Source organism: Tabrizicola sp., assembly GCF_036781545.1.
Taxonomy (GTDB): Bacteria; Pseudomonadota; Alphaproteobacteria; order Rhodobacterales; family Rhodobacteraceae; genus Tabrizicola.
Genome location: NZ_DAIQAT010000068.1, coordinates 1 through 16785, shown reverse-complemented (window position 1 = coordinate 16785; position 16785 = coordinate 1). Strand labels below are relative to the sequence as shown.

The window sequence follows — 16785 nt, the reverse complement described above, 5'->3', positions numbered from 1 at the left end:
TGTGGCCCAAGTCCTTCTGGGAAAAGCTTTATGAGCCGATCATCCGCCGCGCGGCCGGCCTCGGCTCCGTCACGCGCGAGGAGGACCCCGACGAGTATGACAAGGGCTTCCTGCACTGCGACCTCCTGGTCATCGGGGCAGGCCCCACGGGCCTGATGGCGGCCCTGACCGCCGGACGGGCGGGCAAAAGGGTGATCCTTGCGGATGAGGATTTCCGCATGGGCGGACGGCTGAATGCCGAGACCTTCGCGGTCGGCGGCGCCGCCGGGGCCGACTGGGCGGCGGGTGTCGTGGCGGAACTGGCCTCGCTGCCGAACGTGCGCCTGATGACCCGTACCACGGTGATCGGCGCCTTCGACCATGGCATCTATGGCGCGGTCGAGCGGGTCAGCGACCACCTTCCCGTGCCCGCCAAGGGCAAGCCCCGGCAGATCCTGTGGCGCATCTATGCGGGCCGCGCGATCCTTGCGGGCGGGGCCACCGAGCGTCCCATCGCCTTCGAGAACAACGACCGCCCCGGCATCATGCTGGCGGGGGCGCTCCGCGCCTATGCGAACCGCTGGGGTGCCAAGGCGGGCGAGCGCGTCGCCGTCTTCACCAACAACGACGATGGCCTCCGCACGGCCCGCGACCTCCAGTCCAGGGGCGTCGACGTCGTTGCCGTGATCGACAGCCGCGAGGGGGGAGAGCTGATCCCCGGCGTCCGCCATCTGCGGGGCGCCGAGGTGATCGACAGCTCGGGCAAGCTCAATCTCAAGTCCATCACCGTCCGTCAGGCGAACGGTCATTCGGAAACGATTGCCGTGGATGCACTTGGCGTCTCCGGTGGCTGGAACCCGAATGTGAACATCCATTCCCATCACCGCTCTCGCCCGGTCTACGACCCCGCCATCGCGGCCTTCGTGCCGGGTCAGGACGGTCCTCCGGGCCTGTCCGTCGCGGGCGCCGCAGCCGGGGCCTTCTCCACCCGTGCCGCGCTCGAGACCGGCCGGGACGCCGCCATTGCCGCACTGGGCCTTTCCGGTGCCGCGCCCGACCTGCCGGAAGCCGAGGATGCGCCGACCCGCGTCACGCCGCTGTGGTTCGTCCACCATGGCAAGGGCCGTGCCTGGATCGACCAGCAGAACGACGTCACCGTCAAGGACGTGAAGCTGGCGCATCAGGAAAACTTCACTTCCGTGGAGCATCTGAAGCGCTACACCACGCTTGGCATGGCGACCGACCAGGGCAAGACCGGCAATGTCATCGGCCTGGCCGTGATGGCGGAGCTGACCGGCCGCTCGATCCCCGACACCGGCACCACGATCTATCGCCCGCCCTATACCCCCGTCGCCCTGGGCACCCTCGCGGGCCGGTCGCGCGGCAAGGAGTTCAAACCCTTCCGCCTGACGCCCAGCCACCACTGGGCCAAGGAACAGGGCGCGATCTTCGTCGAGGTTGGCAACTGGCTGCGCACCCAATGGGTGCCGAAAGCTGGGGAAACCGAATGGCGGCAGTCGGTGGACCGCGAGGTGCTGGCCACCCGCAAGTCCGTCGGTATCTGCGACGTGACGACCTTGGGCAAGATCGACATCCAGGGCACCGATGCGGGGGCCTTCCTCGACCGCGTCTATGCCAACACTTTCTCTTCCCTCGCGGTCGGCAAATGCCGCTATGGCCTGATGCTGCGCGAGGACGGGATGGTCTTCGACGACGGCACCACCGCGCGGATGGGCGAGACGGAATATGTCATGACCACCACCACCGCCAATGCGGTGACGGTCTTCCGGCATCTGGAGTTCTGCCGCCAGTGCCTCTGGCCCGACATGGACGTCCAGCTCATCTCTACCACCGAGGCCTGGGCGCAGTTCTCGGTCGCCGGGCCCAACGCGCGGAAACTGCTGCAGAAAGTCGTGGATCAGGACATTTCTGACGCCGCCTTCCCCTATATGGGTGCGGGCAACATCACCGTCTGCGGCGGCCTTCGCGCGCGGCTCTTCCGGATCAGCTTCTCCGGCGAGCTGGCCTATGAGATCGCCGTCCCCACCCGCTACGGCGACGCGCTTCTGCGCGATATGCTGGCCAAGGGCGCGGAGTTCGATCCCATCGTCTACGGCACCGAGGCGCTTGGCGTCATGCGGATCGAGAAGGGCCATGTCGCGGGGGGCGAGCTGAACGGCCAGTCCACCGCGCTGAACATGGGGCTCGGCAAGATGGTGTCCAAGAAGAAGGACTCCATCGGCATGGTCCTGTCGCAGCGCGAGGGGATGGTGCAGGAGAACGGCTATCGCCTGGTCGGCGTGAAGCCGGTCGATCCCAAGGCCGCGCTGACCGCGGGCAGCCATTTCCTTGAAAAGGGCGCGGCCCCGGTCGCGGCGAACGATGGCGGCTGGCTGACGTCCAAGGTCTATTCGCCGCATCTCGGTTCGGATATCGCGCTTGGCTATCTCAAGGGCGGCGACAAGAAGATCGGTCAGCGGATGCGGATCGTGAACCTGCTCGCAGGCCTCGATACCGAGGTCGAGATCATCTCGCCCCACATGTTCGACCCGGAAGGAGAGCGTCTCCGTGGCTAGTCTCATGGCACTTACCGCGCTTGGCGCGCGCGAACCGGCGGTGGTGGAGATCGGGCCGCTGCGCATCACCGAACGGACCGACCTGGCGCTCGCCTCGGTCGCGGCCCGGCGCGGGCGGATGGCCGACCTTGCGACCGCTGCGAAGGTTGCGGGCGTGCCCCTGCCCGAAGCCGCCCGCCATCAGGCCGGTGCGCCCTACAGCGCCTTCTGGACCGCGCCCGAGATGTGGTTCGTCGAGGCCCCCTTCGGCAGCCACGAGCTGATCGCCGATCTGCTGAAAACCGCCCTTGGCGATGCCGCCAGCGTCACCGAGCAGACCGACGCCTGGGTCGCCTTCGACCTTGCCGCCCCCGATCTGACCCCGGTGCTGGAACGCCTGTGCAACGTCGATTTCGCTTCCGCGCCAAAGGGATACGCGACCCGCACCGTCATGGAGCACCTGGGCGTCTATCTCGTCAAGCTGGACCAGGGTGCTGTGCGGCTTTACGGCCCGCGTTCCTCGGCGGAAAGCCTGTTGCACGCGCTGGAGGGGGTCGCCGTCTCGGCCTGGTAAGGCTTTCGCTTGATACAGGGCATGTTTCCCGGTAGTGAAATCATAGGTATTGGTTTCATCCGGGATGGTTGCCCATGTCTGACAGCCCCGAGATTCACTCGCTTCCGCGCGGCAAACCCGCTTTTGATCAGGACCCACATCGCGTCCGTGAGATCACCGAGCGCAACCTCGAAGCCGCCATCGGCCGCGAGGTACGGAACTTCCGCCGCCAGCAGGGGATGACGGTCGCCGACCTGGCCAATGTCACCGGCCTGTCCATCGGGATGCTGTCGAAGATCGAGAACGGCAACACCTCGCCCTCGCTGACCACGCTGCAGGTGCTGAGCCACGCCTTTTCCGTCCCCGTCACCGCCTTCTTCCGCAGCTACGAGGAACGCCGCGAGGCGCAGCATGTCCGCGCCGGGGAACATGTGGAAATCGAACGCCGCGGCACCCGGGCGGGGCACCAGTACAACCTCCTCGGCCATATCGGATCGAACAATTCCGGCGTGGTGGTGGAACCCTACATCATCACGCTGACGACCGAGAGCGACACTTTCCCCGCCTTCCAGCACGAGGGGCTGGAACTTCTCTACATGCTGGAGGGCGAGGTCGACTACCGGCACGGCGACCAGGTATATCCGCTGAAACCCGGCGACAGCCTGTTCTTCGATGCCGACGCCCCGCATGGGCCCGAGACCCTGGTCAAGCTTCCCGCGCGCTATCTCTCGGTCATCGCCTATCCGCAGGGCTGAACATGGCGCTGACCGATGATCTTGCCGCCGCCCTCGGGGCCGCGCATGTCCTGATTGGCGCCGACATGACCCGCTACGCGCGGGACTGGATGGGCCGCTACGAAGGCCAGCCCGTCGCCGTCGCCCGCCCAGGTTCCACCGCCGAGGTCGCCGCCTGCGTGAAGATCGCCGCGCAGCATGGCGTGCCTGTGGTCCCGATCTCCGGCAACACCGGCCTTGTCGGCGGCACCATGACCAAGGGCGGCCTCATGCTGGCGCTGGACCGGATGAACCGCATCCGCGAGGTCAAGCGCGACGCCCGCCTGGTCATCGCCGAGGCGGGGGTCGTCCTCACCCGCCTGCATGAGGCGGCCGAGGCGCAGGGCCTCTATTTCCCGCTCTGGTTCGGCGCGCGCGGTTCCGCCATGCTGGGCGGCGTCCTTTCCACCAACGCGGGCGGCTCCAACGTCCTTCGCTACGGCTCCACCCGCGCCCTCTGCCTGGGGCTGGAGGTCGTGCTGGCCGATGGCCGCATCCTCAACCTCATGTCCGAACTGCACAAGGACAACTCCGGCTACGATCTGAAAGACATTTTCATCGGCGCCGAGGGCACCCTCGGGATCGTCACCGCCGCCGTGATGAAGCTGGTCCCCGCGCCCAGGGCCTACGCCACCGCAACCCTTGCCACCCGCTCGCTATCCGACGCGCTTCTCCTCCTCAACCGGATGCAGGAAGCCACCGGCGGCCGGGTCGAGGCCTTCGAATTCATGCCCCGCACCTACTCCGACCGCCTGCGCGTGGCGCGGCCCGACCTTGGCCTGCCCTTCGACCATATCCCCGAGGTGACTATCCTGATCGAGGCCGCCACCACCGTCCCGCACGAGGCCGCCCCGGACGCCAACGGCGAGATCCCCCTTGTCGCCACGCTGGAAACCATCCTCGCCGGGATGATGGAGGCGGGCCTCGTCACCGACGCTGTCCTTGCCCGCAACGAACAGCAGCGCCGGGCGATGTGGGCGCGGCGCGAGGCCGCGGCAGAGATCGGCGTGGGCCTGCACCCCGAGGTCGACACCGACGTCTGCCTGCCGCTCGACAAGGTGGAAACCTTCCTGACCGAAGCCCTTCGCCGGCTGGAAGCGCTCGACCCCGGCGCGCGAACCATCACCGTCGCGCATCTGGGCGACGGCAACCTGCATTTCACCGCCTATCCGACCCGCGACGACAAGGCGCTGAAAGACAAGGTGATGGAAACCATCGAGGATGTGGTGGCAGAGCTTGGCGGCAGCTTCTCGGCCGAGCATGGCGTCGGGCTTTCCAAGCTGAACTCGATGTCGCGGCGGAAGGATCCCGTGGCGCTGGATGTCATGCGCGCGCTGAAGGCCGCGCTCGATCCGCAGAACCTGATGAATCCAGGCAAGGTGATCCCCGGCTGATCTTGCGACGGCCTGCGGCCCGCGATAGCCAAGGCCTATGTCCGCCATCAGCCTCTGTCTCCGCGATCCGGCGCTGCGCGCCGCAGGCCTCATCCTGGCCCTGCAGGGCGCCATCGTCTGCTCTTTCGGCCCCTATTTCTCCACCCTCGCCGTCAACAGTTTCGGTTTCGGCGACCACGGCTATGCCGTGCTTCTCGCGCTCTCCTCGCTCGTTTCGGTCTCTGCCTCGGTCGTCGGCGGCATCCGCGCCGACCAGACCGCGAACCGCCGCCAGGTGACGCTGGTCGCCGCGCTGTCGCTCCTCATCGGCACCGGCCTGATGAGCGTGACACCCGGCCCGCTGGTCTTTGCTCTCGCCGCGGCACTTTTGATCCCGGTCAGCAGCGTCATCTTCGGCCAGGTCTTCGCTCTGGCGCGCCTTGCCGCCACGCGCTACCCCGAGGCTACGCGGGATGGCATCATGGCGGTGATCCGCGCCCTGTTCGCCGCCCCCTTCGTCGTGGTCCTGCCGCTCTGGTCGCTCGCCTTTGCCGCGGGGGCGCCGATCATCGCGATCTTTCCGGTGGGCCTTGCCCTCACCGCCGTCATGCTTCTTACCGTCCTCCGGCTCTGGCCCGCCGACAGCGCTGTCTCCTGGGATGACCGTCCTTCCGGCCTTACCTTCCGAGCCGCCTTGGCCGAGATGGGCCACCCCCGCATCGCCGCCCGCGTTCTGGCGCTGGGGGCCGTGACCGGGGCCTCCACCCTCTACATGGCGATCATCTCGCTGGTTATGGTCGCTGCCGTGGGGCGCGGAACGCAGGACGTGGCGCTCTACGTCGGCCTCGTCGCCGGACTGGAGGTGCCCTTCATGCTGCTCCTCCCCGGCCTCACCCGGGGCATCCCCCGCACCCGGCTGATCCTGGCCGGGGCCGCGCTTTACGGCTTGCATGTCGCGCTGCTGCCGGTTCTGGCCGGGTCGCCCCTCGTCTGGCTCCTGGTCCTTCCCGCCGCCGTCGGGGGCGCCGTGACCCTCACCGTTCCCATCGCCTATCTTCAAGACCTGCTGTCTGACAGGCCCGGGGCAGGGGCGTCGCTGATGGCGGTGCAGCGCCTGGCCGGGGATGTGATCGCCGCGACCTGCTTCGCCCTCGGCACCACGCTTGCAGGCTATGGCGCCGTTGCGCTCCTTGGAGTCGCTGCCTCGCTGGTCGGCGCCGCCGCCCTCTGGGCCGCGGACCGCCGCTAAGTTTCTGCGCAGCGAATCCGAAGGAATGCTGCGGAAATGCTGCGCAGCAATCCTGCCACTTCAATGGGTTGCGAGGCTCAATCTCCCGAGACCGTCCGCAGTTCCAGCTGCAGGATCGCAGGTCCCAGACCGGCCTCTTCGGCATCATCCGTCAGGGCTATCGCGCCCCGCGTCGTCTCGCCGAACCCCGCCTCGGCGAGGGCATCGTCGAAGGCCGTTCCGCCCACGGCACGCGTGGTGTCCAAGGCGTCCTGCGCCAGGTAGCTCAGATCCTCGACCGGGCTTTGCGGCTTGGCGGGCGTGACCACCACCAGCATCCGTTCCTGCCCCAGAACATCGCCGGAAATCTTGAACAGCCCCTTCTTCAACTCATCCCCCGGCTGCAACCGGCCCGAGAACCAGTGGCTGATCGACCAGTCCGCCCCGATATACAGCACATTCACGTCCACCGGCCCGTCCGAGTTGTTCTTCGCCAGCACATGCACCTCGTCGTCGGGCAGCAGCGTGGGCACCGGCGCGAAGGGCAGGGGGCGCAGCGTGCGATCCTCGGGCGTGCGGGTCAGCAGTTCGACCTCCACATCCGGGTTCGCCGCGCCCACTGCGCCCGCCAGCTTCATCAGGTTCTGCGCCCGCGCCATCGTGACCAGCGTATCGGCCAGCGTGGCCGCCAGGTCCGCCCCGTCCTTGTCGGCGGTGGAAACCGAGGGCGTCGCGCCCAGATCCTCCGCCAGCCCGGTCGAGGGCAGCACCCAGATCGCATCCGGCCGCGGGCTCTCCGGCAGCACCGCAAGCCGCAGGTCCGCCTCCTGATCCGGCGCGACGAAGGCCAGCCGGGGACCGGCGGCTTCCGCCAGCGCATCCAGCGAGGCCAGCAGTTCATCCGCCGGGGCAGACCCCGCCGCAGGCAGCGCCACCGTCAGGGTGAAATCCAGCGCCGCGTCCAGCTTCCGCAGCGTCACACCCTTCGGCAATTCGGCGGGCAGAACCTTGCCGTCCTTCTCCACCGCCTGACCGACCGAGGAGAAGGTCTCGACCCCAGTCAATTCCACATATCCCAGCGCCGCGTCATCCGCATCCGCCGCCGACCCCATCACCGCCAGCACCGCGCCTTCCGACAGCCCGTGCAGCGTCCCGGCCGGGATCGCGAACCCGGCCTCCGTCACCTCCGCCTGCCATTGCGAGACCCGCGCCCCGCCTTCGCCGCCGAAGACCACCTGATCCAGATCGCCCTCGAACAGGGGCGTCGATTTCGCCAGGTTCTTCACCGCATAACGCCGCAGCACCTCCTGCCCGATCTGCCCGTAGGTCGCGTTCGGGTACTCCGCCAGCACCTCCATCAGCGTCCAGGTGAACACGCCCTGCGGCTTCCGTCCCGGCTTGCCCTTGGGCAGGTTCTTCTCCGGCGTCACCTCGTTGGTCTGTGCGGCGAAGAAGGCGACGAAAGACCCGTCGCCCGTCCCCGCATCGAACGGGGCTTCCACCTGCCGCGGGTCCACCGAGCGCGACACTTCCACCGCATCGACGTCGATCCCCAATGCCTCGGGCGGCAGCTGCCTTACCCGCACGTCATCCTCCGCGCTGTCCACCGCGCGTGTCGCCGTCCCCGAATGGCAGCTGTCGAACACCGCCCAGACATTCGCCCCCTTTGCGCGAAGCCCGTCGATCAGCGCGCCGATCTCGTCATCGACCAGCGCATTCTCGACCGCGCCCACCTGATCCGACCAGGGGCCGATGTCCACCGGCAGGAACAGCTCGTCCAGCCCGTCCAGCTCTGTCGACGGGTCCCGCGCCGGGGCCTGCGTGCCGTGGCCGGAGAAATGCAGATAGACGAAATCCCCCGGTTGCACCTCTGCCGTCAACTCGGCAAAGGCGCCGCGGATCGCCGCAAGCGTCGGTGCCTCGGCCCCCGCCACGCCGTCCGACAGCACCGTGACATGCTCTGCCGGGAACGGCACCGGGGCTTCGGTGGTGAGATAGGTCGCCACCAGTTGCACATCGTTCGCCGGGCCTTTCAGCCACCAGCGTTCCTCCAGTGCGGGATACTGGTTGGCCCCGATCAGCAGCGCATAATTGTCCCGCGCAAGGGCAGGGGCGGCGGTCAGGCACAGGGTCAGGGCGAAAAGCTTTTTCATCAGTTGGTCATCAACGCATAATCGGCCGCCACCGGGCCCTTGTTTTCCACCTTCAGCGTGAAGGTTCCGCCCGCGGCCGGGGTCCAGCCGCAATAGGCGATATGGCTGATGTCGGTGTCCGAACAGACCAGCCGCCCCTTGTCGTCATAGACCCCGAGGTTCAGGTTCGTGGCCGCCCGCGCCTCGACATAGACCTCGGCATATTCTCCGCCCCGGAATTCGATCGGCGGATAGGTGTCGCCCTTGCCGTTCCCCAGCGACCCGATGTTGTAGACCGGCCCCGAAGCGACGCCTTTCGTCGCCTCCACCTTCGCATCCTCGATCAGCCCCATGAGAGCCTCGTCCCCCGCCGCCAGCTCTGCCGCCGAAGCCAGCATCTCCTCCCAGCCCAGCGGCGCACTCTCGCCGATGATCCCGTCCACCGCCGCACGGTCCGCCGCCACCGGGGCCAGTTCCTTCCTCAGCTTCGCCGCCGACAGGATCAGAAGCGGATCGCCCGCCGCCATCCCCGCCACATAAAGCCGCGCCGACAGTTCGGCGACCTTCACCGGCGAGGGTGTCTCGGCCCAGGCGGGCAGGGTCATCAAGGCAGTCGCAAGCAGGAAACGGCGCATCGGAAATCTCTTCTGGCTTTTCTCCGCCCGAAGATGCGGCGCGGCTTCGCCCCTGTAAATGCAAGATTTCTTCATGACAGCCTTTGTCACGTGCCCTGCCACACCCGCCCCGGTAGCAACGGGTCATCGAGGCAGATCAAAGGTTTCAGGAATGCAGGCGAAGATGGAAAAGCGGCAGAGACCGCTTCGGTTCATGGGCGAGGCGCTGGCCGCGCTTCTGGTGCTGGCGCTGGCGGCGATCCTCAGTCCCGCCAGTGCCTCGCCCCTCGACGATGCCATGGACAAGGTCTTCACCGTCCGCTCGGCGGATGCCGAGGATCGCTTTCTCGGCTCCGCCTTCGTCTGGGCTGATGGCAGCGTCGCCGTCACAAACGCGCATGTGGTCGGCAAGGCCGAGGAGGTCCGCCTGATCGACCGGCATGGCACCGACACCACCGCCCTGGTCATCGCCCGCGACACGGTGCGCGATGTGGCGGTGATCTCGCTGCCCGCCCCCGCCGAAGGCCTCTCCCTCGCCCCCGATCTCCCGGAGCTTGGCGACGAGGTCTTCGCCCTGGGCGCACCGCTCGGGATTGAATTCACGCTCACCGAGGGCCGGATCTCCAGCCTTGCCCGCCAGGTCGACATCGCCGTTCCGATGCTCATGCTGCAGCACGACGCCGCGGTGAACCCCGGCTCCTCCGGTGGTCCGCTGGTCGATGCGGAAGGCCGCCTTCTCGGCATGAACAGCCAGATCGCCGACGGCAGCCGGATGTTCGTCGGCATCGCCTATGCCATCCCCACCGCCGAGCTTGACCGCATCGTCACCGGCCTGACCCTTGAAACCCTGCCGCCCTTCCCGACCCTCGGCCTCACCGCCCGCCCGGTGGACCGTCAGGTCGCCGAAACCCTTGGCGTAACGCCACAGGGCCTTCTGATCGACGCCGTCGCCCCCGGCAGTCTGGCCGAGACTTCGGGCCTCGAACCCGGCGACATCATCACCCAGGCCTCCGGCACCACCCTCACCAGCCCCGGCGACTTCGCCTTCGCGATCGAAAGCGCCAGCGCCGACGGTGCGGCGACCCTCACCCTTCTCCGTGCCGGGCAGGAGCAGACCCTGACCCTTGCCCTGACAGAACCCGAAGCCACGGGTCTCCGCACCCGCGAGGTGCCCCGCGCCCCCGCCACCGTCGCTGCCTACAGTCTGGCTGCCCTCGGCGTGACGCTGGACCCGCAGGGCACCGTCACCGCGCTGACCGACAATTCCCCTGCGCTTCTCGCCGGCCTCACCAAGGGCGACCGCATCCTCGCGATAAACGGGGCGCCGCAAGACCTGCAGGCTTATGAAATCACCGCCCCCGCCCTCCTGCTCCTCGAAGCCCCGGGCGGCGCCACCCGCCACATCCGGCTCGACCCCTGGCACGCCCCGGAAGGGGTCCGGCCCATCGGCGGGGCGAATGTGCTTGACCCCGCCGTGGTCGTGTTTTGAATGAGCCCAAGATGGACCGCATCCTGATCATCGAGGACGACCCCGAGACCGCCGCCGCCGTCAGGGCAGAGGCCGAGGCCCTGGGCTGCGCCACCGACCATTGCGACACGCTGGACGAAGGCATCGCGGCGGCGACGACCCGGCGATACAACGTCATCGTTCTTGACCGGATGCTCCCCGGCGGCGACGGGGTGGACGCCATGGCCCGTATCCGCGCCGGGGGCTCCACCGCCCTGATCCTGATCCTCTCCGCGCTCGGCCGCGCCGCGAACCGGGTGGAGGGGCTGGAGAAGGGCGCCGACGACTACCTCCCCAAACCCTTCGAGCCCGAGGAACTGCGCGCCCGCCTCCGCGCCCTTCTGCGCCGGGGCACGATCCAGGTGCTGGACAACGACCTCCTCGCCTTCGGCGACCTGGAAATCCGCCTCAAGGCCCGCACGGTGCATGTGAAGCGCGCCCATGTCGCCGTCAGCCCGAAGGAATTCGAGCTGATCACCTATTTCGCCCGCAACGCCGGCCAGGTCGTCACCCGGATGCAGCTTCTGGAAAACGTCTGGAACCTGCATTTCGACCCCGGCACCAATGTGGTCGATGTCCATGTCGGTCGCCTGCGCCGCAAGCTGGAAGAGGCCGGAAGCGCGGCGATCCAGACCGCGCGGGGCGAGGGCTACATCTTCGCCCCCCTCCCGGCCCCGGCGTGACGCAAGCGAAGCCCTTTGCCGCAAGGGCGACGCTGCGTCTCGCCGCCGCGATGGCGCTGGCGGTGACCCTCCTCTCGCTGGGTGCGATGGCGCTGCAATACCGGCTGATCGAGACCCGCCTGAGAACCGCGCAGCAAAGCCTGCTGACGGCCGACCTCGACGGATTCGCCGCGCTTTACGATCAGCGCCGGATCATCGCCTTGCGGCAGGCCATTGACTACCGCGCCACCGCCGCGACGGGGGACGAGATGCTCCTCCTGATGGACCGGAATGGCGCAGCCCTCGCCGGAACCCGCAAGGACTGGCCCGCAAACCTCGCCCCGGCGGGCGAGGACTTCAGCAGCGAAGGCGCGGTCCAGTTCACCGAAGGCCAGACCCGCTGGCTTGCCGTTGCCCGCACCCTTCCCGGCGGCTTCCCGCTCCTCGTCGCCCGCAGCCTTGCGCCGGTGGACGACACCCTCGCCGCCCTGCGCCGCGGGATGTTCGGCCTTCTCGGCGCGCTCCTCGTCGCCGGGGCGGGCGTCGGCTGGCTCGCCGCCCGCTCGGTCATGGCCCGGATCAACCGGATCAACGCCCTTGCCGACCGTGTGGCGGAAGGCGCCCTCGACGCCCGTCTTCCCGGCACCCGCTCCGATGATGAATTCGGCCTGCTCGAAACCCATGTCCACGCGATGCTCGACCGCATCCAGAACCTGAACCGTGCCACCCATCGGCTCTCCGACACCATCGCCCACGAGCTTCGCACCCCCCTGAACCGGATGCTGCAGAAGCTGGGCAAGATCGAAGGCCAGGACGACCTCACCGCCGACCTCAAGGCCGAGATGCGCCAGGCGATCCGCATGTTCGACTCGCTCCTCGACATCAGCCGCGCCGAGGCCGATCAGGGCACCGGTGGCGGCCTCGTCCCCGTCGACCTCTCCGCTGTCGCGACCGAGGTGTGGGACCTTTACGAGCCGCTGGCCGAGGACAAGGGCCTTGCAACCGAGGCGCAGATCGCCCCCGGCCTCAGCATCCTCGGCGACCGCAACCTGATTGCCCAGGTCCTGTCGAACCTCCTCGACAACGCGATCAAGTATTGCGCCCCCGGCGACCGCCTTTCCCTTCACCTCGCCCCCGAGGCCGACCGCATCCTGATGCGCGTCGCCGACACCGGCCCGGGCCTGCCCGACGACCTCAAGGCCGAAGCCTTCGACCGCTTCACCCGCGCCGAGCGCGACCGGGGCACTCCCGGCCATGGCCTCGGCCTCGCCCTCGTCCGTGCCATCGCCGCCCGCCACGGCGCGCGCCTGACCCTTCCGCCCACGGACAAGGGTTTCGCGCTTGAAATCCGCTGGCCAAGGCTGCAGCAATTGGACTGACCCAGATCCCGGACCCCGAATGCGGCGCGTGCTCCTCCCCCTCGTGATGCTTCTCGGCTGCGCGCCCTGGAACCAGCCGCAGAATCAGCCCCTGCAAGGCGAGAACCCTCCGCTTGTCGAACCGCACACCAAGGGCGACGGCGAGCTTTACATCGGCCTCGCCTTCTCGGGCGGCGGGATGCGCGCCACCGCCTTCGCCTATGGGATGCTGGAAGAGCTGCGGGCCGCCGGGATAGAGACGGGCACGCCGAACGGCCTTCTCGACAATGTCCGCCTCGTCTCCGGCGTTTCCGGCGGCTCGGTGATGGCTGCGCAACTGGGGCTTTACGGCCCCGAAGGCCTGACCGGCTTCCGCGAGCGTTTCCTGATCACCGACGCCGAGGCCTATATGGTCACGTCCGGCTTCAACCCGCTGACCATCGTCAAGGGCATCTCCGGCGGGGTCAACGGTCGTGACACCTTCGGCCGCTATCTCGACGACACCCTCTTCCACGGCGCCACCTTCGCCGATCTCCGCCGCAGGTCGCATATCAAGACCTGGATCAACGCCACCGACATGGCGAACAACACGCCCTTCCTCTTCTCGCCCGAAACCTTTGACGCCCTCTGCTCCGATCTCTCGAAGGTCAAACTCTCCGAAGCCGTCGCCGCCTCCGCCGCCTTCCCGCTGGTCTTCACCCCCATCGTGCTCAAGGCCCACCAGGGCGAATGCACCTACGTCGAGCCCGACTGGCTGACCGCCGCCCGCTACAACCCCGAGGCAACGGCGGCCATGCGCGCCCATGCCCGGGCGCTGGAAAGCTACACCACCCCCGACGAGGTGAAATTCGTCAAGCTGCTCGACGGCGGCATCACCGACAACTTCGGCACCACCAGCCTTGCGGTGGAACGCGCCCGCGCCCAGCAACCCTATGCGCCGCTCACCCCGGAAGAGGCCGTGAAGCTGCGCCGCATGTTGTTCCTGGTGGCCGATGCGGGGGTGCACAAGGACTATGACTGGGCCAGGAAGGTGCAGGGGCCGGGCGGCGTCAGCCTTGCCATGTCCATCGCCACCTCTGCCATGGCCGCCGCCTCCCGCTCCGGTTACGATTCCATGCGCGGCGAGATGCGGCTGTGGGAAAGCGAGCTGATCGAATGGCGCTGCGCCCTGCCGCTCTCCGAGGTCCGCAAGCTTCGCGGCACGGTCGAGGGCTGGGACTGCAAGGATGTCAAGCTTCTGGTCGGCGAGGCCAGCTTCGCCTCGCTTCCCAGGGACCAGCGCGACGCGCTCGACGCCGTGCCCACCCGCCTGAAGCTTCCCGCCGCCCAGGTCGACATGGTCATCGAGGCAGGCCGCCTCGCCACCCGCCTGACGCCCGAATTCAACGGCTTCCTCGCCTCGCTGACCGCCAACCCCATCGATGCCCGCATCCGGGACGGCATCGCCGCCGGAGGCCGCCGCGTCACGCCGGTGAACTGACCCAGCCCACCGCTGGGCTTCTCCTCCCGACGCCTGCCTCAAGCGCCTCCCCACTCCTTACTGGGGAGGGTACGGGGGTGGGCGGTGCCCCATCGACAGCCCCGAATGACAAATTCCGTCACCCGCGCCGCCCCACTTGCCCCATGCGGAACCCGCAGTATCCTGCCCGCATCATGCGCGTGCCCTTCGCCTCACTCACCCTGACGCTGGCCCTTCTGGCCCCGCCCGCCCATGCCGAAATCCGCGCCGTGGTGGTGGGCGTCTCCGACTACCTCACCCTCGACGCCGATCTGAAAGGCCCGTCGAACGACGCCCGCCTGATGGCTGAAACCCTCGTCGCCCGTGGCGTCGATCCGGCCCGGATCACCGTCCTCACCTCCGATCCCAATGGCCTGCCCGCAGGCACCGTCCCCGGCCAGCCGCTCCGCGCTGAAATCCTCGCCGCCCTTGCCGCCGCCACCGAGGCGTCGATCCCGGGCGACACCGTGGTTTTCACCTTCTCCGGCCACGGCGCGCAGGCCCCGGATATGTCGGGGGACGAAGGCGGCGGCTATGACGAGATCCTGCTGCCCGCCGATGCCGCAGGCTGGAAAGGGGCGATCGGCGCGGTCGAGAATGCAATCCTGGACGATGAGCTTCAGGTCTGGGCGCAAGCCACCCTGTCGAAAGGGGTCCAGGTCATCGGCCTGATCGACGCCTGCCACTCTGCCACCGGCTTCCGGGCCGTGGGCGGGCAGGGTGTCGCCCGCGTGGTGGACGAGGCCACCCTCGGCATCCCCGACGACATCACCCCCGTGGCAGGCACCCCCGCCCCGCCGCTGAGCGGAGAGTTCGTCTTTCTCTATTCATCGCAGTCCGACCAGCGCTCTTTCGAGTATCCGATGGCCGATGGCAGCTGGCATGGCGAATTCACCCTGCGGCTTGCACAAACCCTGCGTGATGCGCCGGATGCCAGCTGGGCCCAGGTCCTCGCCGCCACGACCGAGGCGATGGTACAAGGCCCCGCCCGGCAGATGCCCGATGGCGAAGGCCCGCTCCTCTCTGCCCCGGTCTTCGGAACTGGCAGCACGACCGAGCGCTTCCCGTTGAAGGATGGGAAACTCGCCGCCGGCCTGCTGCAGGGCCTCGCCGATGGCGCCGAGGTCGCCCTCTACGCCACCCCCGCCGGGGGCGATCCGCTCGCCACGCTGACCCTCACCAAGGTCACGGCGCGCGAGGCGAGCTTCGACGCCCCGCTCCCCGCCAGCGCGCAATGGGCCGAGCTTACCTCCGCCCCGCCCGCCGCGCCGCTGACCCTTGCCGCCCCGGTTCTCGCCGACCCCGCCGACGCGCGCGACTACACGCCCTGGACCGCCGCTCTCCCAGATACCGGCACGGCTCCCGACCTTGTCCCCATCCTCACCGAGGGCACCATCGCCCTTGCCCAGGCCGACGGGGTGCTGGATCCCGAAGGCCCCGGCTCCTCCCCCCGCATCCGCCTGGAACCCGGGGAAACCCCCGCCGAGGCCGTCGCCCGGACGCTGGATCAGGCCGCACACGGCCTTGCGCTCCGCAAGGTCCTCGCCGGGGCCACCGGCCGCAGCCTCACCGGCAAGGCGCCGCTCGCCATGACCATCGACCGCCGCGCCGCCGAGGGTGACTGCGGCCAGCCCGGCCCCCAGGCCCCGTTCGACCCGGCGCAGGGTGTCTCCCCCTGTGACCAGCTCTGGCTGACCCTCACCAACACCTCCGGCACCACGCAGGACGTGTCGGTCCTCTACTTCACTGCCGATTTCCGGGTGCAGCCGATCTTCCCGTCGCAGAGCCTGTCCAACCGCCTCGCACCCGGCGAAAGCGCCCGTGTCGGATTGCAGATCGAGCCCGGCAGCACCGCAGGCCTCGAAGAGATCTGGGCGCTCGCCGTGCCCGCCGCTTCCGACGCACCCCGCGTCGACCTGACCCGCCTTGCTACGACCGAAACCACCCGGGCTGCGCCCGCCGATCCGATGACGGTGTGGCTGGAATCCCGCATGGAGCCCGATGCGCAAAGCCGGGGCTTTACTCCGAAACCCGCGCCGCTGACGATGCTGCGCCAGATCCTGCGCCTGACCCCCGGGGACACCACCCCCGCACCGATGGAGAACTGACGATGACCCTCCGCCTTCTTCGCGCCGCCGCGCTTCTCGGCCTTCTTGCCACGCCCGCGCTGGCGGAAGACGCGGTCGTCCCCAAGGCCGGGGAAACCACCGCCTCGCCCTTCCTCTACGCCAAATCCGGCGCCAAGGCCGAACGGGCGAAATCCGCAGGCGAAGCCGGGGCCAAGGTCATCGGCGGCGAACTGGCAGCCCAGGGCGCCTGGCCCTGGCAGGTCGCCCTCCTCGTCGGCGGCGCGCCGGTCGGCACCGATGCGCAGTTCTGCGGCGGAAGCATGGTGATGGACCGCTGGGTCCTCACCGCCGCCCACTGCATCCACATGCCGATGGAGGACGGGACTTTCGCCGACCTCTGGCCACAGGACGTCTCCGTCCTCGTCGGAACCAACACCCTCGCCCCCGGCCAGGGCGATCTGATCCCGGTCGAGGCGATCTTCCG

At 68.6% G+C, this 16785-nt stretch carries 13 protein-coding genes; 11 read left to right on the top strand and 2 right to left on the bottom strand.

The window, feature by feature from the left end; translation table 11 throughout:
- From V7Q39_RS11770 to V7Q39_RS11750, 5 genes are all read left to right on the top strand, one after another.
- Positions 1-2555, top strand: a 2555-nt coding sequence (locus V7Q39_RS11770; protein WP_333816771.1) for a glycine cleavage T C-terminal barrel domain-containing protein, incomplete at its 5' end; no start/stop codon positions are given.
- Positions 2548-3108 (top strand): sarcosine oxidase subunit gamma, encoded by a 561-nt coding sequence (locus tag V7Q39_RS11765; RefSeq protein ID WP_333816770.1) that lies wholly within the window; start codon positions 2548-2550, stop codon positions 3106-3108. The genes V7Q39_RS11770 and V7Q39_RS11765, both read left to right, overlap by 8 nt.
- Before the next feature lie 74 nt (positions 3109-3182).
- Positions 3183-3842 carry a helix-turn-helix domain-containing protein gene (locus V7Q39_RS11760; protein ID WP_333816769.1) on the top strand — a complete coding sequence of 220 codons (660 nt, stop codon included), beginning with the start codon at positions 3183-3185 and terminating at the stop codon, positions 3840-3842.
- A 2-nt stretch (positions 3843-3844) separates the two neighbouring features.
- On the top strand, positions 3845-5254 hold the full coding sequence (locus V7Q39_RS11755; protein WP_333816768.1) for an FAD-binding oxidoreductase: 1410 nt from the start codon (positions 3845-3847) through the stop codon (positions 5252-5254).
- Positions 5255-5291: 37 nt separating this feature from the next.
- Entirely contained in the window at positions 5292-6482 is a 1191-nt protein-coding gene (locus V7Q39_RS11750; RefSeq protein WP_333816767.1) for a hypothetical protein, read from the top strand.
- A 77-nt stretch (positions 6483-6559) separates the two neighbouring features.
- Here V7Q39_RS11750 and V7Q39_RS11745 read toward each other — a convergent pair whose 3' ends face one another.
- On the bottom strand, positions 6560-8614 hold the full coding sequence (locus V7Q39_RS11745) for a caspase family protein (protein WP_333816766.1): 2055 nt from the start codon (positions 8612-8614) through the stop codon (positions 6560-6562).
- Positions 8614-9198, bottom strand: a complete 585-nt coding sequence (locus tag V7Q39_RS11740; protein WP_333816765.1) for a hypothetical protein — start codon at positions 9196-9198, stop codon at positions 8614-8616. The genes V7Q39_RS11745 and V7Q39_RS11740 overlap by 1 nt, the downstream gene beginning before the upstream one ends.
- A gap of 181 nt (positions 9199-9379) precedes the next feature.
- Between V7Q39_RS11740 and V7Q39_RS11735 the strand changes: the two genes are divergently transcribed.
- The 6 genes from V7Q39_RS11735 to V7Q39_RS11710 all read left to right on the top strand — a co-directional run.
- Positions 9380-10696 carry a S1C family serine protease gene (locus V7Q39_RS11735; RefSeq protein WP_333816764.1) on the top strand — a complete coding sequence of 439 codons (1317 nt, stop codon included), beginning with the start codon at positions 9380-9382 and terminating at the stop codon, positions 10694-10696.
- Positions 10697-10707: 11 nt separating this feature from the next.
- The gene (locus V7Q39_RS11730; RefSeq protein ID WP_333816763.1) at positions 10708-11397 is read left to right on the top strand and encodes a response regulator transcription factor; all 690 of its coding nucleotides are present in this window, start codon (positions 10708-10710) and stop codon (positions 11395-11397) included.
- Positions 11394-12755: a HAMP domain-containing sensor histidine kinase gene (locus V7Q39_RS11725; RefSeq protein ID WP_333816762.1), complete on the top strand. Its 1362-nt coding sequence runs from the start codon at positions 11394-11396 to the stop codon at positions 12753-12755. Before V7Q39_RS11730 ends, V7Q39_RS11725 begins: the two co-directional genes overlap by 4 nt.
- A gap of 19 nt (positions 12756-12774) precedes the next feature.
- Positions 12775-14214 (top strand): patatin-like phospholipase family protein, encoded by a 1440-nt coding sequence (locus V7Q39_RS11720; RefSeq protein WP_333816761.1) that lies wholly within the window; start codon positions 12775-12777, stop codon positions 14212-14214.
- A 173-nt stretch (positions 14215-14387) separates the two neighbouring features.
- Positions 14388-16340 carry a caspase family protein gene (locus V7Q39_RS11715; protein ID WP_333816760.1) on the top strand — a complete coding sequence of 651 codons (1953 nt, stop codon included), beginning with the start codon at positions 14388-14390 and terminating at the stop codon, positions 16338-16340.
- A 2-nt stretch (positions 16341-16342) separates the two neighbouring features.
- On the top strand, positions 16343-16785 hold a 443-nt coding region (locus V7Q39_RS11710; RefSeq protein ID WP_333816759.1), incomplete at its 3' end, for a trypsin-like serine protease.